This is a genomic window from Sphingomonas sp. Root710 (assembly GCF_001429065.1).
Classification (GTDB): domain Bacteria; phylum Pseudomonadota; class Alphaproteobacteria; order Sphingomonadales; family Sphingomonadaceae; genus Rhizorhabdus.
On sequence record NZ_LMIB01000017.1, the window covers coordinates 189,535 to 215,883 of the forward strand.

21 protein-coding genes and 1 other RNA gene are annotated in these 26,349 nt (G+C 66.6%); 9 read left to right on the plus strand and 13 right to left on the minus strand.

Annotation, left to right across the window (positions count from 1 at the left end; translation table 11 throughout):
* Positions 1-3: 3 nt before the first annotated feature.
* The 6 genes from ASE00_RS20360 to mscL form a co-directional block, all read right to left on the minus strand.
* Positions 4-1,401 carry an MBOAT family O-acyltransferase gene (locus ASE00_RS20360; protein ID WP_056383555.1) on the minus strand — a complete coding sequence of 466 codons (1,398 nt, stop codon included), beginning with the start codon at positions 1,399-1,401 and terminating at the stop codon, positions 4-6.
* 137 nt (positions 1,402-1,538) lie between these two features.
* On the minus strand, positions 1,539-2,972 hold the full coding sequence (locus ASE00_RS20365; RefSeq protein WP_056383556.1) for a GDSL family lipase: 1,434 nt from the start codon (positions 2,970-2,972) through the stop codon (positions 1,539-1,541).
* Complete coding sequence (locus ASE00_RS20370; RefSeq protein WP_235538770.1) at positions 2,972-4,231, minus strand: DUF459 domain-containing protein; 1,260 nt, start codon at positions 4,229-4,231, stop codon at positions 2,972-2,974. Before ASE00_RS20370 ends, ASE00_RS20365 begins: the two co-directional genes overlap by 1 nt.
* Positions 4,232-4,416: 185 nt before the next feature.
* Entirely contained in the window at positions 4,417-6,234 is a 1,818-nt protein-coding gene (locus tag ASE00_RS20375; RefSeq protein WP_056383557.1) for a DUF885 domain-containing protein, read from the minus strand.
* Positions 6,235-6,550: 316 nt separating this feature from the next.
* Positions 6,551-6,892: a transfer-messenger RNA gene (gene ssrA, locus ASE00_RS23145) on the minus strand.
* Between the two features lie 124 nt (positions 6,893-7,016).
* On the minus strand, positions 7,017-7,454 hold the full coding sequence (gene mscL, locus ASE00_RS20380) for a large conductance mechanosensitive channel protein MscL (RefSeq protein ID WP_056383558.1): 438 nt from the start codon (positions 7,452-7,454) through the stop codon (positions 7,017-7,019).
* A 134-nt stretch (positions 7,455-7,588) separates the two neighbouring features.
* Between mscL and ASE00_RS20385 the strand changes: the two genes are divergently transcribed.
* From ASE00_RS20385 to ASE00_RS20400, 4 genes are all read left to right on the plus strand, one after another.
* A complete protein-coding gene (locus tag ASE00_RS20385; protein ID WP_056383559.1) occupies positions 7,589-8,188 on the plus strand; it encodes a LemA family protein in 600 nt (199 codons plus the stop codon).
* 164 nt (positions 8,189-8,352) lie between these two features.
* Entirely contained in the window at positions 8,353-9,123 is a 771-nt protein-coding gene (locus ASE00_RS20390; protein WP_056383633.1) for a TPM domain-containing protein, read from the plus strand.
* A complete protein-coding gene (locus tag ASE00_RS20395) occupies positions 9,123-9,803 on the plus strand; it encodes a TPM domain-containing protein (RefSeq protein ID WP_056383560.1) in 681 nt (226 codons plus the stop codon). Before ASE00_RS20390 ends, ASE00_RS20395 begins: the two co-directional genes overlap by 1 nt.
* Before the next feature lie 17 nt (positions 9,804-9,820).
* Positions 9,821-10,318, plus strand: coding sequence for an NUDIX hydrolase (locus tag ASE00_RS20400; RefSeq protein WP_056383634.1), 498 nt, complete (start codon positions 9,821-9,823; stop codon positions 10,316-10,318).
* 24 nt (positions 10,319-10,342) lie between these two features.
* On the opposite strand, the gene ASE00_RS20405 is transcribed toward ASE00_RS20400, so the two are convergent.
* The 3 genes from ASE00_RS20405 to ASE00_RS20415 all read right to left on the minus strand — a co-directional run bounded on the left by ASE00_RS20405 (position 10,343) and on the right by ASE00_RS20415 (position 14,365).
* Positions 10,343-10,642, minus strand: coding sequence for an ETC complex I subunit (locus tag ASE00_RS20405; RefSeq protein WP_056383635.1), 300 nt, complete (start codon positions 10,640-10,642; stop codon positions 10,343-10,345).
* Positions 10,643-10,698: 56 nt separating this feature from the next.
* The gene (gene hrpB / locus ASE00_RS20410) at positions 10,699-13,140 is read right to left on the minus strand and encodes an ATP-dependent helicase HrpB (protein WP_056383561.1); all 2,442 of its coding nucleotides are present in this window, start codon (positions 13,138-13,140) and stop codon (positions 10,699-10,701) included.
* 211 nt (positions 13,141-13,351) lie between these two features.
* Positions 13,352-14,365, minus strand: coding sequence for a polyprenyl synthetase family protein (locus ASE00_RS20415; RefSeq protein ID WP_414819870.1), 1,014 nt, complete (start codon positions 14,363-14,365; stop codon positions 13,352-13,354).
* 128 nt (positions 14,366-14,493) lie between these two features.
* On the opposite strand from ASE00_RS20415, the gene ASE00_RS20420 reads away from it, so the two are divergent.
* Entirely contained in the window at positions 14,494-14,775 is a 282-nt protein-coding gene (locus tag ASE00_RS20420; RefSeq protein ID WP_056383563.1) for a chorismate mutase, read from the plus strand.
* Positions 14,776-15,006: 231 nt separating this feature from the next.
* On the opposite strand, the gene ASE00_RS20425 is transcribed toward ASE00_RS20420, so the two are convergent.
* Complete coding sequence (locus ASE00_RS20425) at positions 15,007-16,794, minus strand: ATP-binding cassette domain-containing protein (RefSeq protein WP_056383564.1); 1,788 nt, start codon at positions 16,792-16,794, stop codon at positions 15,007-15,009.
* A gap of 100 nt (positions 16,795-16,894) precedes the next feature.
* Here ASE00_RS20425 and ASE00_RS20430 point away from each other — a divergent pair, with 100 nt between their 5' ends.
* The 4 genes from ASE00_RS20430 to ASE00_RS20445 all read left to right on the plus strand — a co-directional run bounded on the left by ASE00_RS20430 (position 16,895) and on the right by ASE00_RS20445 (position 21,155).
* Positions 16,895-17,203: a PepSY domain-containing protein gene (locus tag ASE00_RS20430; RefSeq protein ID WP_056383565.1), complete on the plus strand. Its 309-nt coding sequence runs from the start codon at positions 16,895-16,897 to the stop codon at positions 17,201-17,203.
* Positions 17,204-17,237: 34 nt separating this feature from the next.
* Complete coding sequence (locus tag ASE00_RS20435) at positions 17,238-17,900, plus strand: response regulator transcription factor (RefSeq protein WP_056383566.1); 663 nt, start codon at positions 17,238-17,240, stop codon at positions 17,898-17,900.
* 79 nt (positions 17,901-17,979) lie between these two features.
* The gene (locus ASE00_RS20440) at positions 17,980-19,311 is read left to right on the plus strand and encodes a sensor histidine kinase (protein WP_056383636.1); all 1,332 of its coding nucleotides are present in this window, start codon (positions 17,980-17,982) and stop codon (positions 19,309-19,311) included.
* 119 nt (positions 19,312-19,430) lie between these two features.
* Positions 19,431-21,155 carry a M10 family metallopeptidase C-terminal domain-containing protein gene (locus ASE00_RS20445; RefSeq protein WP_162256510.1) on the plus strand — a complete coding sequence of 575 codons (1,725 nt, stop codon included), beginning with the start codon at positions 19,431-19,433 and terminating at the stop codon, positions 21,153-21,155.
* 53 nt (positions 21,156-21,208) lie between these two features.
* Here ASE00_RS20445 and ASE00_RS20450 read toward each other — a convergent pair whose 3' ends face one another.
* The 3 genes from ASE00_RS20450 to prsK all read right to left on the minus strand — a co-directional run bounded on the left by ASE00_RS20450 (position 21,209) and on the right by prsK (position 26,257).
* Positions 21,209-22,033, minus strand: a complete 825-nt coding sequence (locus ASE00_RS20450) for an ATP-binding protein (protein WP_056383568.1) — start codon at positions 22,031-22,033, stop codon at positions 21,209-21,211.
* A gap of 575 nt (positions 22,034-22,608) precedes the next feature.
* Positions 22,609-23,967, minus strand: a complete 1,359-nt coding sequence (gene prsR, locus ASE00_RS20455) for a PEP-CTERM-box response regulator transcription factor (protein WP_056383569.1) — start codon at positions 23,965-23,967, stop codon at positions 22,609-22,611.
* 130 nt (positions 23,968-24,097) lie between these two features.
* Positions 24,098-26,257 carry an XrtA/PEP-CTERM system histidine kinase PrsK gene (gene prsK / locus ASE00_RS20460; RefSeq protein WP_235538771.1) on the minus strand — a complete coding sequence of 720 codons (2,160 nt, stop codon included), beginning with the start codon at positions 26,255-26,257 and terminating at the stop codon, positions 24,098-24,100.
* Between the last annotated feature and the right edge of the window lie 92 nt (positions 26,258-26,349).

The window sequence follows — 26,349 nt, forward strand, 5'->3', positions numbered from 1 at the left end:
CCGTCAGAACTGATAGTAGATGAAGGGCGCGACCCCTTCATAGCGCATCGCGTCGATCAGGATGATCGCCGCGCCGACGAGCACGCCCAGCACCGGCGCAGGCAGCAGGCGAAGGCGCAACGCTATGCTCTGGGCCAGCAGCGGCGGCGTGAAGTGGAAGGCCATGCCGAGGATGATGAGCCCCGCCAGCAGCGGCGTGGTCATGCCGTTGCTCCAGTCGCCGAGGCCGATGCCCGACAGATAGGCGATCGCCGCGTCGAAGCTCTCCGCGCGGAAGAATATCCAGCCGAAGGTGACGATGTGGAAGGTGACGAGGATGGCGAGCAGCTTCGGCAGGCCCGGCAGCCCGGCCTTGCGCCACAACGTCTCAACCACCTGCACGCCGCCATGGATGCCGCCCCAGATCAGGAAGGTCCATTTCGCGCCATGCCAGAAACCGCCGAGCAGCATCGTCAGCATGATGTTGCGGCACTGCATGAACAGGCCGCCGCGATTGCCGCCGAGACCGATGTAGAGATAGTCGCGCAGCCAGCTCGACAGGCTGATGTGCCAGCGCCGCCAGAAATCCTGCATCGAGGCGGCGCGATAGGGCTGGTTGAAGTTGCGCGGGAAGCGATAGCCGAACAAGGCGGCGATGCCGATCGCCATGTCGCTATAGGCCGAAAAGTCACAGTAGATCTGGACCGCATAGCCATAGGCGGCGAGCAGCAGATCGAGGCTCGAATGCGCCGAAGGGTCGAAGAAGACCGGGTCGACGAGATTGACCGAGAGTTCGGAGGCGACCACCGCCTTCTTGAACAGGCCCCAGACGATCAGCAGCAGCGCCATCGCCACCATGTCGCGGTTGATTTTCGGCGTCTGGCGGAATTGCGGCAGCAGGTCCGCGCCGCGCACGATCGGCCCCGCGACGAGATGCGGGAAAAAGGACATCAGCAGGGTGATGTCGAGCAGCGATTCGGAGCGGATGCGATTGCGGTAGACGTCGATCAGATAGGACATGCCCTGGAAGGTGAAGAAGGACACGCCGACGGGCAGGACGATCTGCAGCAGCGGCATGTCGCGCCCGAAGCCGAAATCGGCGAGCAACACGCCCAGCTGTTCGAGGAAGAAGTCATAATATTTGAAGAAGCCAAGAATGCCGAGATTGGCGATGATACCGATCGTCACCACCGCCTTGCGCGTGCCACGGGTTTCCGCCGCGTCGATGATCCGCGCGGCGCCCCAATTGATTAGCGCCGACGCGATCAGCAGCGCGACGAAGCGCCAGTCCCACGCGCCGTAGAAGACCCAGCTCGCCAGCAGCAGCAGGATCTTGCGCCACTCGTTGCTCGCCGACACCGCCCAGATGAGGGCGAAGGCGGCGAGGAAGAAGAGACCGAAGTCGAGGGTGGGGAAGAGCATCGGGCGCTAATTTCCCACCGCATCGTCATTCCCGCGCAGGCGGGAATCCACGGTAACGGAACGCTCGAAATCGGGCGCGCCGCCGTCCATGGATTCCCGCTTTCGCGGGAATGACGGGTGGAGCGACCGACAAAACATCACCAGCGCCACCCGCCACCGGCTCCGGCGGCGGCTTCGACGTCGGCCTGAAGACGGGCGGCGATCTCCTGGGCTCCGGCGCTATTGTAATGGACATAGTCGCCACGCATCCGCACCGGGGGCATCTTGACCCATGTTACGGCGGTGCAGCGCCCGCCCATCCGCGCCTCCCAGTCCCAGAAGCCGAGGCGGAGCTGATGCGCGACGCGGCGCTGGACCTCGCGGACCGCCTTGAGACCCGCGGGCGGAAACAGCGGCCGCGCGGTGATCGCCCAACCGATGCGCGGCGCGCCGGGCTGGGTCTGCGCCGGAGCGGGCAGCAAGGGCGCGGTGCCGCGCGAAACGGTCGCGCGCTGTCCGAGCGCGTCGAGGACATCCTCGATCCCCGCGGCATCCGAGGCGGGATCGGCCTGCGCGGGGGGGGCGGGATCGGCGGCGAGCGGCGGCAGCGAGACCGGCTCGATGCATGGTGCGGGTGTCGCCGTCGGCGCATTGTTGAGCAGCTCGACCCGCCGCGTCAGCGCATCGGGCGCGCCGAGCAGCAGGATCGGCACCCGCCCGGCAAGGCGGCGAATGCGGCCGATCTGGCTGCGCAGCGTGATCTCATATTCCTGCGGGCTGATCCGGGGGGCGAAACCTTCATTGGTGCCGAAGGCGAGGACGATCAGGTCGGGATCGTAGCTGCGCAGCTCCTCCGCCACGACCGAATCGTCGTTGCGGCCGAAATGGACGAGCTGCGAGCCGACCACGCCGACATTGGACAGCGCCACCCCGCCCATGTCGCGGAAGCTGGCCCAGCTCGTGATCGTCACCGGCCCGCCCTCGACCACGACCGAGACGGCGAGCTGCGGCCGATCGAAGGTCAGCGTCTTGCATTCGGGGCGGGAGATCAGCGCACCGAGTTCCATCCGCTCGGTCGCGCCGCCGATGGTGATGGCGAGGGTGCCCGCGCCCGGCTCCGCCATCGCGCACAGCACGAAGCGGGTGAAGGCCTGAGTGGCCGACGTCGTCATCCCGATCCGCGCGCCGTCGGCAGTGGAGGTCAGGCTGAACCCAGCGAGGCCGATCTTGCCGCGCGGCTCCTTCGAACCCGGGCCGAAGATCGACGAGACCGCCCAGCCCGGCGACATGTCGACGCTGACGCCGCGCGGATTATAGCCTTGGAACGGCTTGCCCGGCGGCATCACCCCGCGTCCGCCGCTGCCGTAGCGCGCCTGAAGCATGTCGCGCCACGCGCCAGTGATCGCGTCGCCCGCGGTGTGGCTGTCGCCGATCTGGAGGATATGGACCGGCTTGCCGCTGCCGTCGCGCGCCGAGGCGAGCTTGTCGAACCAGGGCCGCAGCACCGCATAGTCGCACAGCGCGCCCGCGCAATCGGCGGTAACCACCGGGGCCGCCGTCGCCGCGGCGGCGAGCGCGAGCATGCCGAGCATCAGCGGTCCTCACCGCCGCCGATATCCGGCGGCAACAGGCTGGCGGGCGCACCCTTGGCGGGTGGCAGCGGATCCTCAAGCTTCGGTGGCGGTGCCTTGACGGGCTTCTCTGGCTTCTCGGTCTTCTCGGCATCGAAGGCGTTGTCGAGAAGTTCCTCGATGTCGGGCTGCTTCTTCGGCGCGGGGCGGACCGGCGGCGGCATGACCAGCGGCGCGGGCGCGACCACGGGCGGCGGCGGCGCGTCGCCCCCGGCGCGCGCACGCGCCTGATCGACATAGCTGCGGATACGCCCCGCGAGGCCGCGGGTGATACGAATATAGCCGTTCATCGACATGTGGATGCCGTCATTGGCACGCATCAGCATCGGCTTGCCGCTACTGTCGGGCAGATAGGCGGCATAGCGGCCATCGCCATCGACGCTGTAGGGCGCAGTCTCGATGAAGGCGACGCCGAGCTGAGCCATGAGATCGCGATAGAAGGCGTTCATCCGCACGACGTCGGCGTCATAGGCGGCCTCGCGCATCTTGGGCAGGCCGACCCAATAGACGATCGCCCCCTGGGCGCGCAGCATGGCGACATAGGAGGTGACGCGACGGGCGATCGCCGCCTTCCACTTCGGTGTCAGCAGCGCATAGACATGGCCGCCGTCGGCCACTCCCATCATGTCGTTCGCACCGAAGGAGATCACCGCGACATCGACCGGCGCGGGCGCGAGGCGGGCGCGGTCATGCTCTTCCAGATTGAGCGTCTTGTAGCGGGTGAAGCCGGTCGCCTGCTGGCTATATTTGATGACCTGATAGCCCGCCTTGCGGCTGAGCTGGTTGTAGAGCGCGGACCAGATGCCGTCGCCGAAGCTGTCGCCGAACACGCCGACGCGCACCGGGCGGCCCGCCGCGATCGCGTTGACGATGCCGGGCTGGATCGGACGGTTCTCGGCGATGGCCGGCTGAACGGGCAGGCCGCCCGGCGCGGGCGTGGCGGGCTTTCCGTCGGGAGACACCGCGGCCTCGACGGTTCCGGGTTCGCCGGGCGCGACGACCGGCGCCCCGTCCGCCGTGACCGGGACCTCGACCTGCTGCTTCACGCCGAAGGCATAGCCGATGGCCACACCCGCCGCGACGCCCAGAAACAGGACCGCCGTCCGATCGAACAGAAGCCGCGCCGCCCTCATCATCTTACCCATATACTCCCGCAACGAACCGACGCGGCTGCACTGGGTCAGCGGAAGGCGATCGCTGCGCCCGTCCTTAATATGCACGCCGCCGCGATGTCGAGCGGATTGGGCGTATGCGCGTCACGGGTGGGCGGTTAAGCCCCTCTCCCGCCCTCAACCCGTCATCCCGGACTTGATCCGGGATCCCGCTTTTCTGATCCGCGTAGAAGGAAGAAGCGGGACCCCGGATCAAGTCCGGGGTGACGAGCATAAGCTAGATAGCGTTCGGCTCAGCCCCGCGCCCGTTCCTCGACCAGTTGCTCGAGCATCGTCAGCGGCAGCGCGCCATCGAGGAGAATCTGGTGGAACTGACGGAGGTCGAACTTCGCGCCCTGGATCGCCTTCGCCTTCTCGCGCGCCTTGATCCAGCTCATATGGCCGACCTTGTAGCTGCATGCCTGCCCCGGCCAGATACAGTAGCGGTCGACCTCGCGCTGGGTGCGCGGGCGGGCGAAGCCGCTCGCCTCGACCATATAGTCGGTCGCCTTCTCGCGGCTCCAGCGCTTGTAGTGGATACCGGTGTCGGTGACGAGGCGGATCGCCCGGAACAGGAAGCTCTGCAGGAAGCCGGCGCGGCCGAGGGGGTCCTTCGCATAGACGCCGAGCTCGTCGGCGAGCTGTTCGGCATAAAGCGCCCAGCCCTCGACATAGGCCCCGAAAGGAGCGTCCTTGCGCAGCATCGGCAGGTCCTTCGCCTCCTGCGCAAGACTGATCTGGAGATGATGGCCGGGCGTTCCCTCGTGATAGGTCAGGGTCGGCAAGCCATAACGCGGCCAATCTGAGGTATCCTTGAGGTTGATGTAATAGATCGCGCCGCGCGAGCCATCGAGCGCGGCCGAGTTATAATAGCCGTTGGGCGCGCCGTCCTGGATGAAGGGCGGGACGCGCTTGACCTCGAGCTTTGCCTTGGGGAGCGTCGCGAAGGCCTGAGGCAGTTTCGCGTCAATCACCTTGATGACCGAATTGATATAGGCGATCAGATCGGCGCGGCCCTTGTCGGTGTTGGGATAGAGCTGCTTCGGGTCGTGGTTGAGCGCGGTCAGCCGCTCGCCGACGCTACCCTTGGTCATCCCCTGTTTCTTCAGGATCGCGTCAATCTGCGACGTGATGTCGGCGACCTGCTCGAGCCCGAGCTGGTGAACCTCCTCCGGCGTCATCGTCGTCGTCGTCGCGTTCATCAGCGCGTCGGCATAATATTCGTCGCCCTTGGGCAAGCGCCAGACGCCGGCATCGTGCACCGCAGCCTTGCGCAGGCCCGCGACAAGTGAAATCTGCCGGTCGAGCGCGGGGAAGACCTCGCCCGCGACGATCTTTTCGGCGATGGCGCCCCAGTCGCCGGCGATCTTCTTCTCGGCCGTGCGGCGGACGAGCGATTCGACGAGGATGATGTCCTTGACCGGCTTGTCGCGCAGCGACCTGAGCTGGCCCATGGCAAGATCGAGGCAGAAATCGGGGGCGAAGGCGCCGTAGCGGACATCGTCCTGCTGGAAGCGGGTGCTTTCGTCGAGGACGCGGGCGAACTCGTGGAGGCGAGACACATAGGCGTCCGCGTCGGCCTTCGTCTCGATCACATGCTGCGAATCGAGGAAATCGGGAATGTCCGAATAGGGGCCGCTGATCTGGCTGATCGCATAGGGGACATAATAGCCGTCCGAGGAGCCATAGGGATATTTGGTCCCGCCCTTGGTGCCCTGCTCGTACATATAGACGACGACGTCATGATTGAGCCGCGCCTGCGGCGAGAGCGCGGCACGGTCGATCGCGCGCAGTTGATCGAGCGCGGCCTTGTCGCGCGCGAGGCTTTCCGCCTGGGCGGCCTTGCTGTAGCGGCCGAGCTTGCTGCGCTGTCCGGCGCGCGCGCCCTTGTCGAGACCCATGTTGGTGGCGAGTTCGGGGTTCTCGTCGAGCTTCTGTTCCCACAGCTTCTCGACCAGCGCGGCAAGCGCCTGATCCGCCGCATTGCCCGAAGCCGCGGCCGATGCGACGCGCGGGAGCATGCCCGCGAGCAGGGCGAGACCGGCCGAGCCGATGAATTGACGTCTATCCATGAAATCTTTCTCCCAGAGCGGGTTATGGCCGGGAGAGTAGAGCGGGATTTTGTCCAGGCAAGAGTGTATTATGCAACAAAGACAGTTCGTCGCACACCAACCAAGCTCCACCGCGGGGGCGAGAGACATAGACCCCAGCCTTCGCTGGGGTGAGGGACTCGGGGCAGGCCACTTAAAGAGGTTCGAAGAGGCAAGCGCGAAAAGCGCGTCCGAGCGCTAGCGAGGTAGCCAAGGCGGACGGACGTCCGCCGCCCGGTGCCTGAGGGCACTTTCAGAGAAGTGGGGAGCTTCTGTTGCTCGGTGCTCCCCGGACCGCCGGATTCCGCTTCTGTTGCCCGGTGCGGACCGAACCGCGCTAAGCCTTAGTAACTTTGTCCGTGAGGACTAGGTTACGCGGCGATCGCGAGTGCTTCGTTATCGTTAGCACTTGTAGGTTCGAACGGTTTAACGGCTCATTCAGGCCGGGCAAAAACATCGCCTTTGAATACACGTCGATCCTGGTTCGGCCCCGTCAGGAAACCCGTTTCCGGGCCTTCTGGTGGAGCCGCCGGGTACTGCCCCCGGGTCCGCTGCATCTATTCCGCGACATCATTTATCACCATAGCCGGGCGAACCCGGCACGACTGATATAGGAGTGTGCGCAGCGGATTTGAAGGGGGGATGTGTACGCGCCCTGACCGTCATCCCGGACTTGATCCGGGATCCAGCTGATCTTCTCGCCGCCAGAAACCAAGAAGCGGGATCCCGGATCAAGTCCGGGACGACGACAAGAAGAGGGCCGGTCAGCCCTTCTTCTTCAGCTCGGCTAGTATCTCGCGGAGCAGCACCACCTCCTCCGCCGGTGCGGGCGGCGCGGCCGGGGCCTCCTTCTTCTTGCGCTCGAGCTTCTGGATCGCGCGAACCATCAGGAAGACCACAAAGGCGACGATCAGGAAGTTAACGGCGACGGTGATGAACTGGCCGAAGCCGAGCAGCGGAACGCCCGCGCTTTTCAGGTCGGCATAGCTGGTCACCGAACCCTTGAAGTCGGCCGGGATCGCGCCGAGGCGGATGAAATGGCTGGAGAAATCGAGCCCGCCGGTCAGATAGCCGATTACCGGCATTATCAGATCGTCGGTCAGCGAGGACACGATCTTGCCGAACGCCGCGCCGATGATCACCGCGACCGCGAGATCAACGACATTGCCCTTGTTGATGAAGGCCTTGAAATCATTGAACATGGTCCGCTCCCTCCGCATGTTGGCCGTGGCGCGATCATCGCGCGCGTGCAATAAAGGTCAAGTCGGGCATTGAAGTTCGTTACGGGCGACCTACCTACCCGCGCAATACAGTCGGCTTCAGGGAATATCCGCAGATGACCATCGACCGTCGCTTCTCCGTCGCCTTGCTCGCCCCCGTCGCCGCGATCGCGGTGACTGGTTGCGGCATCAACAGCGTCCCCACCGCGCAGGAAGAGGCCAAGGCCAAATGGGCCGACGTCCAGGCGCAATATCAGCGCCGCGCCGACCTGATCCCCAACCTCGTCAACACGGTGAAGGGCTATGCGGCGCAGGAGAAGACCGTGCTGACCGACGTGACCAACGCGCGAGCGCGGGCGACCGGCATCCAGCTGTCGGGCGCGGACTTGCAGGACCCCGCCAAGGTGAAGGCCTTCGCCGACGCGCAGGCGCAGCTGAGCGGTTCGCTCGCCCGGCTGCTCGCGGTGCAGGAAAATTATCCCGACCTGAAGTCGAGCGACCAGTTCATGGCGCTGCAGAGCCAGATCGAGGGCACCGAGAACCGCATCGCGATCGCCCGGCGCGACTATAATGAGTCGGTGCGCGCCTATAACACGCTGATCCGCACCTTCCCGAGCGCGATCGGCGCGAAAGTGTTCCATGGCGCGCAGCCGATGCAGCCGTTCGAGGCGAGCGCGGGTTCGGATGCGGCGCCGACGGTCGATTTCGGAAAGTAAGGACGGTGGCGCGCGCCCTTCTTGCCCCCCTCCCTGCAAGGGAGGGGCCGGGGGTGGGTCGCGAGCGTAGCGAGCTCTCTCCGCCATTCCGCAGAACTCCGCCGAAGGCATCGAGCCCTTGGCCTCGTACACGCACCCCTAACCCCTCCCTTGCAGGGAGGGGTATCATCGTCCTGCTCGCCCTCCTACTCGGCTTCTTCCTCGCCCTTCCCGCCTTCGCCCAGACATTCCCGCTGCTGACAGGCCGGGTTGTCGATCAGGCGAAGCTGCTGTCCCCCGAGCAGGCTGCTGCGCTCGACGCGAAGCTGGCCGCGCTTGAGCAGCAGAGCGGGCATCAGATGGTGGTCGCCACCGTCGCCAGCCTGCAGGACTATCCGATCGAGGATTATGGCTACCGGCTCGGCCGCGCGTGGGGGCTGGGCGACAAGAAGGCCAATGACGGCTTGATCCTGCTGGTTGCGCCGACCGAACGGAAGGTGCGGATCGAGGTCGGTTACGGGCTTGAACCGATCGTCACCGATGCGCTGTCGAGCGTCATCATACAGCGTCAAATCCTGCCGCGTTTTCGCGAAGGCGACATGGCGGGCGGGATCGTTGCGGGTGCCGGCGCGCTGGTGCAGCTGCTCCAGCTTCCCCCCGATCAGGCGCAAGCGCGCGCGCAGCAGCTGGTGGAGCAGGATCGCAAGGCCGAGAAGGGCGGGGTGCCCATCTCGCTGATCTTCTGGATCATCGTCATCCTGTTCATCTTCGGATCGAGCATCTTCAACCGTTTTGGCGGCGGGCGTCGCTATCGCGGCGGCGCTGGCCCGGTGGTGATCTGGGGCGGTGGCGGCTGGGGTGGCGGTTCCGGCGGTGGCTGGGGCGGCGGTGGTGGCGGCGGCTTTTCGGGCGGCGGCGGCTCGTTCGGCGGCGGCGGATCGTCGGGAAGCTGGTGATGGCGCAATCTATCCAGATCAGCGACGCCGATATCGAGCGCGTCACCCAGGCGGTGACCGACGCCGAGGCGCGGTCGGACGCCGAGATCGCCACGATCGTGTCGGAGCGGTCGGACAATTATAACGATGTGCCGCTGATCTGGGCAGCGCTGACCGCGCTGCTCGCGCTGGCGGTCTATGCGGCCTTTCCCGATTTCTATCTGGGCATGCTCGACCGGATCACCGGCGGCTGGCACGTCTGGACCGAGCGAGAGTGGCTGACGATCATGGTGTTCGCGACCACGATCAAGTTCCTCGCCACCCGCTATATTGTCGCGTGGTGGCCGCTGCGGATGGTCTTCACACCGGGCAAGACCAAGACCCGCCGGGTGCGCAACCGCGCTGTCGCCTTGTTCAAGGCCTCGACCGAACGGCGCACGCGCAGCCGCACCGGGGTGCTGATCTATCTGTCGCTGGCCGAGCATCGCGCCGAGATCATCGCCGATGAGGCGATCGTCGCGAAGGTGTCGCCCGACGCCTGGGGCGCGGCAATGGCAGTGCTGATCGATCACCTCAAGGCCGGACGGCCGGGCGAGGGCATGGCCGCGGCGGTCGGCGCGCTTGGCGAGGTGCTGGCCGAGCATTTCCCCTATAGCGGCAACGATCCCGACGAGATGCCCAACCGGATGATCTGCCTGTGACGGACGCAGTGGAGACGATGTGGCAGGGGCGTTTCATCGCCGCCAAGCGCGAAGGCAAATGGGAATATGTCAGCCGGACGCGCGGCATCCGCGCGGCGGTGATCCTGGCGATAGATGAGGGGCATGTGCTGCTCGTCGAGCAATATCGCGTGCCGCTGAAGCGCCAGTGCATCGAACTGCCCGCCGGACTGATCGGCGACGACAGCGAGGGCGAGGCGGACGACAGCGCGGCGGCGCGTGAGCTGGAGGAGGAGACCGGCTACCGCCCGGCGCGGATCGAGACGATCGGCGAGTTCAGTTCGTCGCCGGGCATGGTCTCCGAAACCTTCACACTGGTCCGAGCGCATGGGCTGACCAAGGTGCATGACGGCGGAGGCGTGGATGGCGAGAACATCATCGTCCACCGCGTCGCGCTGGCCGAGGTGCCGGCGTTCGTCGAACGGCAGCGCGCGCAGGGCAAGATGATCGACGTGCGGATATTGCTGTTGCTGGCGGGGACGATTTTGGCGGGGTAAGCCGCCGACAATAAACTGGGTCGATCAGTAGCTGATCGGCCCGACCTGGAAATTGTCGGCATAGGCCTGGAGCTTGAGCTTGCGCTCCGCGCCGGGGACGACATGGGCGGTGAGGCCATGGCGATCGGCGTAGGCCTTCGCCGCGGCGAGGGTCGGGAAGCTCAGCACGATCTGGCCGCGCGTGTCGCCCGAGCCGGCCCAGCCCATCAGCGGATCGGCACGCTTCGGTTCGGCAGGCTCATATTCGAGCACCCATTCGCCGGTCCGCGCGCGGCCCGACTGCATCGCATTCTTGGTCCGCTGATAGATACGCGCATGCGCCATGATGACTGTCCCGAAGGTCTGACCTGACATCGCCTTGCCGCAGCGCGGCGGCGTTTTCAAGATCGGAGCGCAGCCTTCTTGGTCCGCAAGGTGGGATCGGCGGCAGCGGGATCGTCGGGCCAGGGGTGGCGCGGATAGCGGCCGCGCATCTCCTTGGCGACCGCGGACCAGCTGCCCTTCCAGAAGCCGGGCAGATCCTTGGTGGTCTGGATCGGCCGCCCGGCGGGCGATGTCAGCCGCAGTGTGAGCGGCACACGGCCGCCGCCGACCATCGGGTGCGCCGAAAGGCCGAACAGCGCCTGCGGGCGAACCTCGACCGCGGGACCGCCCTCCGCAGCGTAATCGATCGGGTGGCTGCTGCCCGCGGGTGACTGGAGATGAGTGGGCGCGAGCCGGTCGAGCGCCTGCCGCCCGTCCCAGCCGAGGAGGTCGTGCAGCGCGTGAGCCAGATCGCCCGGCGCGATGTCCGAGAGGCGGCGCTTGCCCTCGACGAGCGGCGCGAACCAGTCATCGAGGGTGAGCAGCAGCGTGTCGTCGGCGAGATCGGGAAGCTCGCCGCTCTGCTCGGCGGCGAAGGCGGCGCGGGCGCGGAGTGCGGCGACGCTGTCGGGCCAGTCGAGCAGATCGAGCCCGCGCGTGCGCACCGCATCGACGAGCGCGGCGCTGATCGTCGCGGGCGAGGCGCTTTCGTCGCGCCCGGCGGCGAGGACGATCGCGCCAAGCCGCCGCTCGCGCCGCGCCTCGACCGCGCCGGTCGCGGGATCGAAGCGCGCGGTGCGGCGGACTTCGAGATGATCGGCGAAGAGGCGCTCGACCTCGGCCGCCTCGATCGGCGCGGCGGACAATATGCGCGCGCCCGAGGCCGCGCCCTGTATCTCCGCCACCGCGAGCCATTCGTTGCGTGCGAGCGGCGAGGCGGGATCGAGGCGGAAGCCGCGCCCGCCGCTCGAAATCCAGTCCTCACCCGAAGCGCCGCGCCGCTTGGCGATCCGGTCGGGATAGGCGAGCGCGACGCAGGCCGCGATCATCGCATCGTCGCGCCCGCGCTGGCCGACCAGCCGCGCCCAGCGCCCGGCCAATTGGCGCGCGCCCTCCGCCCGCTTGCCGCGATCGCCGCGCCAGCGCCGCAGACGGAGTTCGAGATCGGCGTCCTGCCCGCCGAGCCCGCGTTCGGAGAGCAGCACCGCAACCTCGGCGGCGGTCTCGGCAAAGCCGCCCTCGGCGGCGCGGATCATCATATGGCCGAGGCGCGGCGGCAGCGGCAGCGCGGCGATGGCCTTGCCATGCGCGGTCGGGCGGCCGTCATCGTCGATCGCATCGAGCCGGCCGAGCCGCTCGCGCGCCTCGCCGATCGCAGCGGCGGGGGGCGGATCGAGCCAGCGCAGCGCACCCGGATCGGCGACGCCCCACAGCGCGCAATCGAGGGTGAGCGCCGACAGGTCGGTCTCGAGGATTTCGGGCGGATCATATCTGGGGAGACCAGCGGTCGCCGCCGCTTCCCACAGCCGGTAGACGACGCCCGGCTGCTGCCGCCCGGCGCGGCCCGCGCGCTGGGTGACCGAGGCCTGGCTCGCGCGTTCGGTGACGAGCTGGGTCATCCCGGCCGCGCGGTCATAGCGCGGGCGGCGGGCGAGGCCCGAATCGACGACGATGCGCAGGCCATCGATGGTTATGCTGGTCTCGGCGATCGAGGTGGCGAGGACGAGCTTGCGCGTGCCCGGCGGCGACGGCGCGATCGCGGCGCGTTGCTCGGCGGGGTCGAGCGAGCCGTGAAGGCGGTGGAGGACGACATCGGCAGGCAGCCGGTCGAGCCGTTCGGCGGTGCGCTCGATCTCGGCGACGCCGGGCAGGAAGGCGAGCAGGCTACCCTCCTCCTCCGCCAGCGCGCGGCGGATCGTCGCGGCCATGTCGTCCTCGATCCGCTTCTCGGCCGAGCGCGGGGCGTGGCGCAGTTCGATCGGGTGGCTGCGGCCTTCGCTTTCGACGAGGGGCGCGTCGCCCATCAGGACAGAGAAACGCCCGCCGTCGAGCGTTGCCGACATCGCGACGAGGCGAAGATCGGGGCGGAGCGCCGCCTGCGCATCGAGCGCGAGGGCCAAACCGAAGTCGCTGTCGAGGCTGCGCTCATGGACCTCGTCGAACAGCACCGCCGAGACGCCGGGAAGATCGGGATCGGCCTGGATGCGATTGACGAAGATGCCCTCGGTGACGACGAGGATGCGGGTGCCAGCCGACTGCCTGGTATCGAGCCGGGTGGCATAGCCGATCGTCTTGCCGACCGCTTCCCCCGCCATCGCAGCCATCCGCTCGGCGGCGGCGCGCGCGGCGAGGCGGCGGGGCGAGAGCAGGAGGATCTGTCCGTCGCACCAGCTTTCCCCGAGCAGCGCGGGCGCGACCGCCGTCGTCTTGCCCGCACCGGGCGGGGCGACGAGCACGGCGTTCGGCCCGTCGCGCAACGCGGCGATCAGATCGGGGAGGACGGCGTCGATCGGGAGCATGACTGGCGGTGTGGAGTTTGAGTCCCCGACTCTCAACCTAAATCGTCATGCTGAACTTGTTTCAGCATCCACCGGGAGGCGGGAGCATGCCCACAGGCTCTTGCGGCCAACGCTCACACAAGCTCAAGAGTCACCCGTGCGATCGGGTGGATGCTGAAACAAGTTCAGCATGACGGGCGATAGAGGAGACGGCGTCCCCTCCTCGTTCTGGTCAATAAGCCCGGATCACCGCGAATTGCGCGGCTTCGACCAGCGCCGCCTTGGCGATGCCGTTGGGGAAGCTCGCCAGCGCGTCGATCGCGCGCTGAGCGTAAAGGCGGGCGCGGGCGGCGGTGTCGGCGAGGGCGCCGGTTTCGCGCAGGATGGCAGTCGCGCGGACCAGATCCTCATCCTCGTTCCGCAGGCCCTCGATCGCCTCGCGCAGGAAATCGCGGTCTTCCCCCTCGGCGCGGGCATAGGCCAGGATCACCGGCAGGGTGACCTTGCCGTCGCGGAAATCGTCACCCGCATCCTTGCCCATCGTCGCACCGTCCGACTCATAGTCGATGATGTCGTCGACGAGCTGGAAGGCGATGCCGAGATAGCGGCCATATTGGTCGAGCGCTTCCTCGACGGCGGGCTCGCGCTCGGCAACGACGGCGGCAATCTTGCAGGCGGCGGCGAACAGCACCGCGGTCTTGGCGGTGATGATCTCGAGATAGCGTTCCTCGCTGGTCTCGATCCGGCGCTGCGCGGTGAGCTGGTTGACCTCGCCCTCGGCGATCACGGCCGACGCGTTGGACAGGATGCGCAGCACCCGCAGCGAGCCGTCCTCGACCATCAGCTCGAACGAGCGGCTGAACAGGAAATCGCCGACCAGCACGCTGGCGGCATTGCCCCAGATGACGTTGGCGGTGCGGCGGCCGCGGCGCAGGCCCGACTGGTCGACAACATCGTCGTGCAACAGGGTGGCGGTGTGGATGAACTCCACCGTCGCCGCGAGTTTGTGGTGACGCTCCCCCGAATAGTCGAGCAGCTTGGCGCAGGCGAGGGTGAGCATCGGCCGCATCCGCTTGCCGCCGCCCGCGATCAGGTGGCCCGCCAGCTCGGGGATCAGCGGCACATCCGACTGCATCCGCGCCAGGATCACGCTGTTGACCGCGTTCATGTCGGATGCGACCAGCGCCATGATCGGGTCGAGCGAAGGCGCGGCGGCGCGGCGGATCGGTGTCACGGTTGCAGACATGGGCGTGCCCATGAGCCGCGATCGCCGGAAAGGCAAGAGCGTAAGGAGGCCGCGCGGCAACTCCGCGCTTGCCAAAAGCGGAGTCGATCCACGATAGGCAGGGCGGCGCAGCGACGAAGGGGGCCCGCATGGCAGACGAGATATTGGCCCGCTATCGGGAGAGCATCGACAATATCGATGCGGCGCTGATCTTCATGCTCGCCGAGCGGTTCAAGGTCACCAAGGCGGTGGGCGAGCACAAGGCCGCGACCGGCCTTCCCCCCGCCGATCCGGGGCGCGAGCAGGTGCAGATCGAGCGGCTGCGGTCGCTGGCGAAAAGCGCGAATCTCGATCCGGACTTCTCGGAAAAATTCCTGCGCTTCATCATCGATGAGGTGATCCACCATCACCGCAAGGCCGGGGCTGCTTAGTTTGTTTTAGCCCGCGTCCACGCAGGAGCCCTCAGACGCCGGGCGCGAGGCATCCGCCTCGCTTGGCTTCCTCGCAATAAGCTCGGGCGGCCGTTCGGCCTTGCGGGACGCTACGCGCCCCGGCGATCAATTCTAACGTCACCCCGGGCTTGACCCGGGGTCCAGCTTCTTCTGTTCTTCACCGGCTAGTAAGCGGGACCCCGGGTCAAGCCCGGGGTGACTGAGGAGGAGCTAATTTAATCCCTCCGCCATTTCGGCCAGTTCCAGCCAGCGCAGCTCGGCCTCTTCCTTCTTGTCGCGGGCGGCTTCGATCGCCTTCATCAGCTGGTCGAACTTCGCCGGGTTCTTCGCGTAGAGATCGGGGTCGGCCATCGCCGCCTCGTTGCGGGCGATGGCGGCTTCGAGCTTCTCGATCTCCTGCGGCAGCAGGTCGAGGTCGCGCTGGTCCTTGTAGCTGAGCTTGGTCTTCGCCTTCGCCGGTGCTGGCGCTTCGGCTTTCGGCGCGGCCTTCTTCGTCTCGGTGCGGACGGTGCGCTGGCGCTCCCAGTCCTCATAGCCGCCCGCGACGATGTCGACCTTGCCCGAGCCGTCGAGGCCGAGCGTGACGGTGACGGTGCGGTCGAGGAAGTCGCGGTCGTGGCTGACGATCAGGACGGTGCCCTCATAGTCGGCGATGACTTCCTGGAGCAGGTCGAGCGTTTCGAGGTCGAGGTCGTTGGTCGGTTCGTCGAGGACGAGCAGGTTCGACGGCCGGGCGAATTCGCGCGCCAGCAGCACGCGCGAGCGCTCGCCGCCCGACAGCGTGCCGACCTTGGCCTCCGCGATCGCGGGCTCGAACAGGAATTCCTTGAGATAGCCGTGGACATGCTTGCGCACCCCCTGGACCTCGATCCAGTCGCCGCCATCGGCGAGGATGTCGCGCACCGTCTTTTCGGGGGCCATCAGCTTGCGCTGCTGATCGATGACAATGCCGTCCAATGTCGTCGACAGCTTCACCTTGCCTTCGTCAGGCGCGATCTCGCCGGTCAGCAGCTTGAGCAGGGTCGACTTGCCTGCGCCGTTCGCGCCGACCACGCCGATCCGGTCGCCGCGCGTCACCCGGAAGGTGAAGTCGCGGATGATCGTGCGCCTGGAATCGCCGGCCCCGAACGCCTTGGTGACATGCTCGGCGTCGATCACCACCTTGGTCTTCACATCGTCGGCGGCGATCTGGATTTTCGCGGTGCCGGGCGGGCCGAGCATTGCCTTGCGCTGCTCGCGCATCTCGTAGAGCTTTGTGAGGCGGCCCTGGTTGCGCCGCCGCCGCGCGGTGACGCCGCGCAGCTTCCAATGCTCCTCGATCTTCAGCTTGGCGTCGAGGCGCTCGGCGTTGCGCGCTTCCTCTTCATAGACCTTCTCGGTCCACGCCTCGAATCCGCCGAAGCCGACTTCCGCCCGGCGGATAGCACCGCGATCGAGCCACAGCGTCTGCCGCGTCAGGCGGGTGAGGAAGGTCCGGTCATGACTGATCGCGATGAACGCGCCGTTGAAACGGGCGAGCCAGCTTTCGAGCCATTCGATCGCGGCAAGATCGAGATGGTTGGTCGGCTCGTCGAGCAGCAGCACGTCGGGATCCATCGCCAGCGCGCGCGCTATCGCGGCGCGGCGGCGCTCGCCCCCGCTCGCGCTCGCCGCGTCGCGCGACAGATCGATGCCGATCTGGTCGGCGATCGATTCGACCTCATGCGCTGCCGGAGCGTCCGCGCCGGCCATCGCGAAATCCCGCAACGTGGCATGCCCCGCCATCGACGGCTCCTGTTCGAGCAGTACGACGCGGGTGCCGGGCACGATCGTGCGCAGCCCCTCATCGCAGTCGATCTTGCCCGCGAGCAGCTTGAGCAGGGTCGTCTTGCCCGCGCCGTTGCGGCCGATCAGCGCGAGCCGGTCACGCGGGGCGACATAGAGGTCGAGACCGCGGAACAGCCAGCCGCTGCCCTGAACGAGGCCGAGATTCTGAAAGGCGAGGATCGGAGCTGACATAAAGGCGTTAGGTGTCTTCGCAGTGCAACAGATGCGGGAAATCCGCCGAAGCATGAACATTCATGCCCTATTCAAGCCCCTGACCCTATGCCAATACCCCATGTCAATGCGTAACGCTCTTGCCGCTACATCGCTGGCGATGCTCGTTCTTGCTTCCGCACCTGCCTCGGCGGACCGGAATCGCGTACCCGAACAGGATGCGCTGCGGAACGGCGTGCGATCCGGCGAGCTACTCCCTTATCAGGAAATGCGCTCCCGCGCGCAGGGCCGCGTCGACGGGCGCATGATCGGATCCGAATTCGATCCGGGAACCGGACGCTACCGTTTCAAGTTTCAGCGGGGCGGTTCGGTGATATGGATGGACATGGACGGCCGCACCGGGCGCGAAATCGGCCGGGTCGGACAATAAGCCGCCGATAAGGTGGCCAGAAAAGGGGAACACCATGCGCGTCCTGATCGTCGAGGATGAACCCAGTCTCGGGCGGCAATTGCGCGCCACCCTCGAAGGCGCGGGCTATGCGGTCGATCTCGCCACCGATGGCGAGGACGGGCATTTCCTCGGCTCGACCGAAGCCTATGACGCGATCATCCTCGACCTGGGCCTGCCCGAGGTCGATGGTCTGACCGTGCTCGACCGCTGGCGGCGCGAGGGCCGCGACGTGCCCGTGCTGGTGCTGACCGCGCGCGACAGCTGGTCCGACAAGGTCGCCGGGCTCGACGCGGGCGCCGACGATTATCTCGCCAAGCCGTTTCAGACCGAGGAGCTGATCGCCCGGCTGCGCGCGCTGATCCGCCGCGCCTCGGGCAACGCGTCGTCGGAGTTGACCGCGGGCGACGTCCGCCTCGACACCCGCAGCGGCAAGGTGACGCTGGCCGGCGAGCCGGTGAAACTGACCGCGCAGGAATATAAGCTGCTCAGCTATCTGCTCCACCACAAGGGCAAGGTGGTGAGTCGCACCGAGCTGATCGAGCATATCTACGACCAGGATTTCGACCGCGATTCGAACACGATCGAGGTGTTCGTGACGCGCATCCGCAAGAAGCTCGGCCAGGACGTGATCACCACGATCCGGGGGCTTGGCTATTCGCTGGATGATCCGGCCTAAGGACTTTCTCGCCACCGCCCGGAACTGGCTTCCGGGACGGCATGGGGACGAGGCTTCGACGGGTTCGCTGACCCGCCGGATGATCTCGATCGCGGCGCTGTGGATCAGCGTATTGCTGATCGGCGGGGGCTTCGCGCTCGACCGGGTGCTGAGCGAGGCGATCACCCGCAATTTCGACGCGCAGCTCGAATATGTCCTCAACGCGATGATCGGATCGGCCGAGATCGGCCCCGACGGCGAAGTCCGCTTCAACCGGCCGCTGGGCGATCAACGCTTCCTCGAGCCCTATTCGGGGCTCTACTGGCAGGTCTCCGCCACCGGGCACGAGCCGTTCCGCTCGCGCTCGCTGTGGGACCGGGCGCTGCGCCAGGGAGAGGCGCATGAGGGCCAGAAGCTGCATGTCGCCGACAGCAACGAATTCGACAGCGAGCCGCTGCGGATCCTCGACCGCGAGGTCCGCCTGCCCGGCGCACAGACCGAATGGCGTTTTCAGGTCGCGGCAAGCCGGGCCGGGCTCAACGACCAGATCGCCGTATTGCGGCGGACGCTGGTCCGTTCCTTCGCCATCCTCGGGCTCGGCTTGATCATCCTTGCCGCGCTGCAGGCTACCTATGGTCTATGGCCGCTGCGCAGCCTGCGCCGCGCGGTCGCGGCGGTCGGCTCGGGGATCAGTTCGCGGATCGATGCCAAGCTCCCCGACGAGGTCCGCCCCCTGGTCGAGGAGCTGAACGAGCTGCTCGCCCATAACGAGCGGCAGGCCGAGGAGGCGCGTCGCCATGCCGGCAATCTGGCCCATGCCCTGAAGACCCCGCTGACCGTGCTGATGAACGAGGCGGTGGCGAACAGCCCCGAACTCGCCGAGACGGTGGTCCGCACCACCGGGGATATGCGCCGTCAGGTCGACCACCATCTCGCTCGCGCCCGCGCGGTCGGCCGCCGCGCAAATGCGCAGGCGCGATCCGAAGTCTGGCCGTCGCTCAAGGCGGTCGAGCGGGCGATGGGGCGGATGCACCGCCACGTCACCGTCGACCTGGCGGGCGATCAGCAGGCGATCGTGCATGTCGAGCGGCAGGATCTCGACGAAATCCTCGGCAACCTGATCGAAAATGCCGCCAAATATGGCCAGGGTCGCGTCTTCGTGACCGTGTCGCGCGAGGTTTCGAACTTCACTGCTTCGAAGAAGGTCGATTATGTCGAAATCCTCATAGAAGATGACGGCCCCGGCATTCCCGCCGCCGCGCGAGAGAAGATGTTCGAACGCGGCGCGCGGCTCGACACCGGCAAGCCGGGCACCGGCCTCGGCCTCGCTATCGTCCGCGATGTGGTGGGCATCTATGGCGGCCTGATCACGCTCGAGGAGAGCGAGGATCTGGGCGGGCTGATGGTGCGGGTGAAACTGCCGGCGGCCTAACCGGGACTTTGCGCCATTATGGTGGTTTCCCGGGTGGTGCCGAGCCAGCCTCCTGGCTAGGAAATCGTGGCGGATTTACTAGCTGTCGGGGGCGATAGCATCCGTGCAGGGGGATGCGGATGTCGACGCCGACAATGAATTCGGCACAGGTGGAGCAGATTTCTTTCTCCGGTAATCCGGACGTGCTCTCGCTGCTCGCCGGCGTTCGCTGGGTCGCCACCGGCAATGCGGTATCGCTCACCTACAGCTTTCCCACGTCGGGGGCGGTCTGGGCCAATCCCTATTCCGATATCCGCGAGCCGAGCAGCTTTCAGGCATTCGGCCCTTCGGAGATTGCCGCGGCACGCACCGCACTTCAACTTTGGTCGCGCTACGCCAACATCAATTTCTCCGAGACCTCCGACACCTCATCCAATGTCGGCGATATACGCTTCGGCTTCACGAACACGGATGGCGATGGATCCGTAGCCCATGCTTATTACCCCAGCCGCGCCCCGTCGTCCGGGGACGTCTGGTTGCAGCGAACCGCCATCACGGGTCCGTTCAACCCGGGCGACCCTGACTTCTTCGTGTTGCTGCACGAGATCGGCCACACGCTGGGGCTGAAACATCCGTTCGAAGCTTCACCGCTCGTCGGCCTGAATTCGTTGACGATCGACCCCGCGCTGGACTCGATCAGCTATACGGTGATGTCCTATAACGTGGCGCCGGGCATGCCGTCTTCGGATTATGCCATCAGCTACCTTCCGACGACGCCGATGGATTATGACATCCGGGCACTTATCGGCCTCTATGGGCGCCGGTCGTTCAACGAAGGCGACACGCAATATGTGTTCAATGAGAGCCGGGATTATTTTCAGACGATCTACGACACCGGCGGCAACGACACGATCATCCTCAATTCGAGTGGCGAGTTCGGCATCGTCGACCTTGCCGGCGGCGCATGGAGCTCGTTAGGCAATGCGCTCTACATTTTCGACGCGGCCGGGCGGCTGGTCGATACCGACATCTTCAACGTGATGATTTTCCGCGATTCGGTGATCGAGAACGCCATCACCGGCGCGGGTGACGACGATATCTATGGCAACGAGGTGGCTAATCGTCTGGAGGCGGGGGCCGGGCATGATGTCGTGATGGGCTATGAGGGCGGCGACACCATCCTTGGCGGCGACGGCAACGACCATCTTTACGGCCGCGCCCCCACCGGCGGCGATGACGGCGCGGACAGCATCTCGGGCGGCGACGGCAGCGACTATCTGCAGGGCAATGCCGGCAATGACAGTCTCGACGGCGGCGCGGGATCGGATCGCGTCAATGGCGGCAACAATGACGACGATATGCTGGGCGGGACCGGCAACGACACGATGAACGGCAATATCGGCGCGGACAGGATCGACGGCGGCGAGGGCAATGATTCGCTGCGCGGCGGCCAGGGCGGCGATTCGATCAGCGGTGGCGCGGGCGACGACATCCTGTCCGGCGATCTGGGCGCGGACACGTTGAACGGCGGACTGGGGTCGGACGTCTTCACCTTCTCCGGCGCGGGCTCTCCCACGGCGACGCCAGACCGGACCGCCGATTTCACCGACGGGACCGACCATATCGCGCTCGGCTTCGCGCCCTTGGCGATCCTGACCGGGGCGGCGCAGGCGAGCGCCAGCTTGGCGGCTGCCACGGCGCAGCAGCTGTTCGACGGCCACGCCGGGAATAGCGAGGTCGCCGCGCTGATGGTGGGCGGCGATACCTATCTCTTCTATGCGGCCAATGGCGGAGCGACGGTGGATTCGGCGATCCTGCTCGCCGGTATCAATGCGCAGCTCTTCTCGGCCGCCGACTTCGTCTGAGAGCTAGAGCGATTTCCGAGTCGGCAGATGATTCCATCTGCCTAGAAATCGCTCTAGACGCTCTTGCCCGCGCGGCCCGCCAGTTCGACGACATATTGCCAGGCGACGCGGCCCGAGCGGCTGCCGCGCTGGGTGGCCCAGGCGATCGCGTCGAGCGGTTCGAAGTCGAGCCCGAACTTGGCGGCATAGCCCGCGACCATCGCGACATAGCTGTCCTGGTCGCAGACGTGGAAGCCGAGCGACAGGCCGAAGCGGTCGGCCAGCGCCAGCTTGTCGTCGACCACGTCGCGCGGGTTGATCGGGCTGTCCTGCTCGCGCAGGTCGCGCGAGACGATGTGGCGACGGTTGGCGGTGACGTGGAGCCGGGCGTTGACGGGGCGCGCCTCGGCCCCGCCTTCGAGCATCGAGCGCAGCAGCCGGGGCCCCTGCCCGCCCGCCATGTCGTCGAAGCCGAGATCGTCGAGGAACAGGATGAAGGCGCGTGGCAGATCGGCGATCAGCGCGAACAGGCGCGGCAGATCGGCGATCTTCTCACCCGCAATCTCGATCAGGGCGACGTCATGGCCCTCGTCGCGCAGATGGCCGACCGTCGCCTTGACCAGCGCCGACTTGCCCGCGCCCCGCGCGCCCCACAGCAGCACGTCATGCGCCGCCGCACCCGTCGCGAGTCGGCGGGCATTGTCGACCATCGCGGCCTTCTGCGCGTCGATGCCTGTGAGCAGATCGAGCGGCAGCGGCGTGAAGGCGCGCGTCTCGGCCAGGCCATGGTCGCGCCAGACATAGGCGGCGTGCGCCGACGGATCGGCATGCGGCGCAGGCGGCGGCGCGAGCCGTTCGAGTGCGTCGGCGATGCGGGCGAGGATATCGGGATCGGTCATGGGGAGCCCCGATAATTCAACAATCCCCGTCATGCCAGCGCAGGCTGGCATCCATGGCTGTTTCACCTGCGATGGTCATCGGGGAGACGAGACATGGACCCCAGCCTTCGCTGGGGTGACGAGATTGGCTTGGATTACACCTCGCTCCGACTTGATCTCAGACAGCTAGGGCCGAACGAGAAGGTAGAATGCCCCGGATCCGCACCCACCCCTATTACCTTTGGGCTTACGAACCGGAACAGCACAACCACGCCCCTCTGGAGGGCTTTCCTTCTTCCCAAAAAACACCGGCCTGCTTTTCGAGTTCAGTATGATCGTCCGGAAGGTATTTTTAACAACAGCACAGTTGGCACCGACCTGATAATCCACATGAAGCATAGGCACAGGGTTCATCGTATCCGTGACCTGAAGATATTGGATCAGCGTTGAGCGATCGATCTCACGGCCGTTCCATAAGATTCGACTTTCTCGAGAAACGATTAGTCGATCGGCCGCCGGCTCGGTGCAAGCTATCGCCGGAAGGCTGGCCATCACAAGCACACAGCCTGCCAGCATATGGGCAATCGTCCGGATTATCACACCTCGATCCCGTACTGCTTCAGCAGATCATACAGCGTCGGCCGGCTGATCCCGAGCATCTTCGCGGCGTTGGAGATATTCCCCTCGCTGCGCGCCAGTGCGCGGGTAATCGCGCTGCGGTCAGCGACCTCCCGGACGGCCTTAAGGTTCAAAAAGCCGCCATCCTCGCGTTCGGGGACGAGATCGAGGTCCTCGGCGGTGACGAGCTTGCCGTCGGCCATGATCACCGCGCGCTTCAGCTTGTTCTCCAGCTCGCGGACATTGCCGGGCCAGCTCCAGCCGTCGATCGCCGCCAGCGCGTCGGGGGCGAAACCCTTGACCGGCGAGTCCATGTCGCGCGCCAGCTTCTTGAGCAGCAGCTTGGCGATCAGCAGCGCGTCGCCCGGCCGTTCGGCGAGGGCGGGGATGCGGACGACGATCTCGGCAAGGCGATAATAAAGGTCCTCGCGGAAGCGGCTCTCGGCAATCATCGCGTCGAGATTCTGGTGGGTCGCGCAGACGATCCGCGTGTCGACCGGGATCGCCTTGCGGCTGCCGATCCGTTCGATCACCCGCTCCTGGAGGAAGCGCAGCAGCTTGACCTGGAGCGGAAACGGGATATCCCCCACCTCATCGAGGAAGAGGGTGCCGCCTTCGGCCAGTTCGATCTTGCCCTCGGTGGTCTTGATCGCGCCGGTGAATGCGCCCTTCTCGTAACCGAACAGTTCGGCCTCGAGCAGATTTTCCGGGATGGCGGCGCAGTTGATCGCGACGAAGGCCCCGCCGCTCCGCTTGCTCTTGTTGTGGAGCAGTCGCGCAAGCACCTCCTTGCCGGTGCCGCTCGCGCCGAGCAGCATCACCGAGACGTCGGTATTGGCCACCCGCTCGATCGTGCGGGCGACCTTGAGCATGCCCGGGTCGTTCGTGATCAGCCCGCCATCGGCCGCCGATCCGTCGCCCTGCGCCTGGAGCCGGGCATTTTCCCGTTCGAGATCGTGGAGCTGGAAAGCGCGCGCGACGATCAGGCCGAGTTCGTCGATGTCGACCGGCTTGTGGTAATAATCATAGGCCCCCGCGGCGATGGCGCGCAGCGCGCCTTCGCGCCGCCCCTGCCCCGAGGCGACGATGACCTTGGTGTCGGGCTTGAGCGCGAGGATCGCGTCGAGCGTCGCGAAGCCCTCGGTCGTGCCGTCGGGATCGGGCGGCAGGCCGAGATCGAGCGTGACCACGGCGGGTTCGTAATGGCGCAGCGCGTCGATCGCCGCCTGACGGTTGGTGGCCGAGACGACCTCATAATCCTCATAGGCCCAGCGCAGCTGCTTCTGCAGGCCCTCATCGTCCTCGACGATCAGCAGGCGGGGTTTTGGTCCGCTCATATGCGACTCCCCCAAATCCTCTTGCCGTCATTCCCGCGCAGGCGGGAATCCATATTCGCTGACGTTCGAGCCTCTTGCGTTTCGGAGGTTATGGATCCCCGCATCCGCGGGGATGACGACGGAATAGGCGTCACGCCGCACCCGCCGTCGGCAGCCCGCCGCCGAAGATCGCCGCCATCGGCAGGATGATGGTGAAGCGGCTGCCCTCGCCCTCGCGGCTCTGCACCTCGATCCGGCCGCCCATCCCGGCGATGATCGAGCGCGCCTCATAGGCGCCAATGCCGAAGCCGCCGTCCTTGGTCGACGAGAAGGGATGGAACAGCCGCGACCGGATGAACTCGGCCGACATGCCGCAGCCCTGGTCGGCGACCTCGACCACCGCCTCCAGCCCGCGGCGGCCGATCGTCAGTTCGACCGGTGCGCCTTCGGGGCTGGCGTCGATCGCGTTCTGGACGAGATGGCCCAGCGCCTGTTCGAAGCGATCGGGATCGACCACCGCCATCACCTCGTCGCGCGCATTGATCAGCACGGGATGCTCGTTGGTGCGGGCACGCAGCATCTCCTCCGCCAGCGCGCGGAGCGAATGCGGTTCGGGCTCGTCGGGCTTCGAGCGGTGATGCTGCGACAGCCGCGCGAGCAGATCGTTCATCTTGCCGACCGAATTCCGCAGCGTGTCGATCATGTCGGCGCGGAACTCCGGCTTGTCGGCATGGCGCTCGGCATTGCGGGCGAGGAGGCTGAGCTGGCTCACGAGATTCTTGATGTCGTGCATGATGAAGGCGAAGCGCCGGTTGAATTCATCGAAACGGCGGGCATCCGAAAGCGCCTCCTGTCCTCGCGCCTCGGCTAGATAGCTTGCCACCTGCCGTCCCGCCACCCTGAGCAGGTCCTGATCCTCCTCGTCGAGCAGGCGCGGTTCGAGCGGCCGTTCGAGCAGCACCGCGCCGACCAGCCTGTCGAAATGGATCAGCGGCACCAGCGCCCAGGCGCGTTCCTCCGCTATCATCCATTCGGGGATCAGCGGGAGCGCCGCAGGCTCCTCGCCCTGGCGCAGCCGTTCGATCTCGATCACGTCGCCATGCGCCTGGAGATGATCCGCCAGCGCTGCCGAGCCGGCGGCCTGCGGCGCTTCAAGCATCGGCCAGTTCCATCGCGCCGACGCCTCCAGCCCGCCATCGGGGCCGCGCTGCATCAGCAGGCCGCCGGGGCAATCGAAGATGTCGCCTACTGCCTTCACGGTCCGCTCGGCCAGCGGCAGCGCGGCGTCGCCCGGCTGGCCGACAGTCTCGGTGAAGCGCCGCCACTCGACGCGATAATCATAGCGGTGCTGGAAGAAATTGCGCGCGACCGCCTTCTTGAAGCGCTGGCGGTAGCGGCTCGACGGGAAGAAGGACAGGGTGAAGGCGACGAAAACCGCCGCCAGGGTGAACTGGGGCAGGCGATCCTGCATGGCGGCGACGGCCAGCAGGCGGGCCACCAGCACCATCAGCGCGAGATAGGCGCCGCACAGCACCAGCGTGAGCGTCTGGAAGCCCGCGCCCCGCGAGGCGCGCATGCGATCGAGCGTGGCCAGCCGGCTGACCGTCACCATCATCGGCGCGAGCAGCACCATCATCAGGCCGCGCAGCGCGAACAGGCCGAGCGGCCAGCCATTGACCAGATAGGCGACGGTCGCGAGGTTGAGATCGAACCCCCACATCAGCGCCAGCCCCAGCATCGGCGAACCGAGCCCCCAGCGCGCCTCCGGCGGCGCGGCGGTGTAGAGATTGTGGAGCAGGCACAGCCCACCGATCGCGATCGCGATGCGCAGCGACTGGCCCGCGAGGAACAGTGTCTCCTGGATCCGCGGGCTGCCGGTGAAGGCGAGCGGCAGGGTCTTGATCACGACCGCGCCGATGATCAGCATGCCGAGCAGAACATAGATGCCGATGATCATCGGACGGCGCGGTCCCGCCGTCGCGGTCGGCGGCTGGAGCGCAAACAGGAAACCGAGCCATGCGGCGTCGGCGAGACTCTTGGCAACGCTCGACGCTATGCCGCCCGCCCCGAAGAGCGCCACCAGCGCGCACCACAAGGCAGTTAACGCGCAGGCGAGAGTCAGCGCGAGGCGGCGCGACCCGCCGTTGCGCACGGTCATCTGCCAGCCGACCAGCGCGGCGAACATGAACGCCGCGAGCGCATGGCCCCACTGGACCGCGGCTAGGATGATCGGCTCGGGAACGAAGGTGTTCTGAAGCGGGGAAAGATCGGCCTGCTGGCCGAGCATCGCCGCTTCGAGACCCCGCGCCATTAGGGTCTGTCCTGATAGTTCGAGATGGCCGGGATTGCCCTGAGAAGGGCGCCGGCAAGGAGGACTGCGCAGCCGGGGCTGGCTGCCCCCGG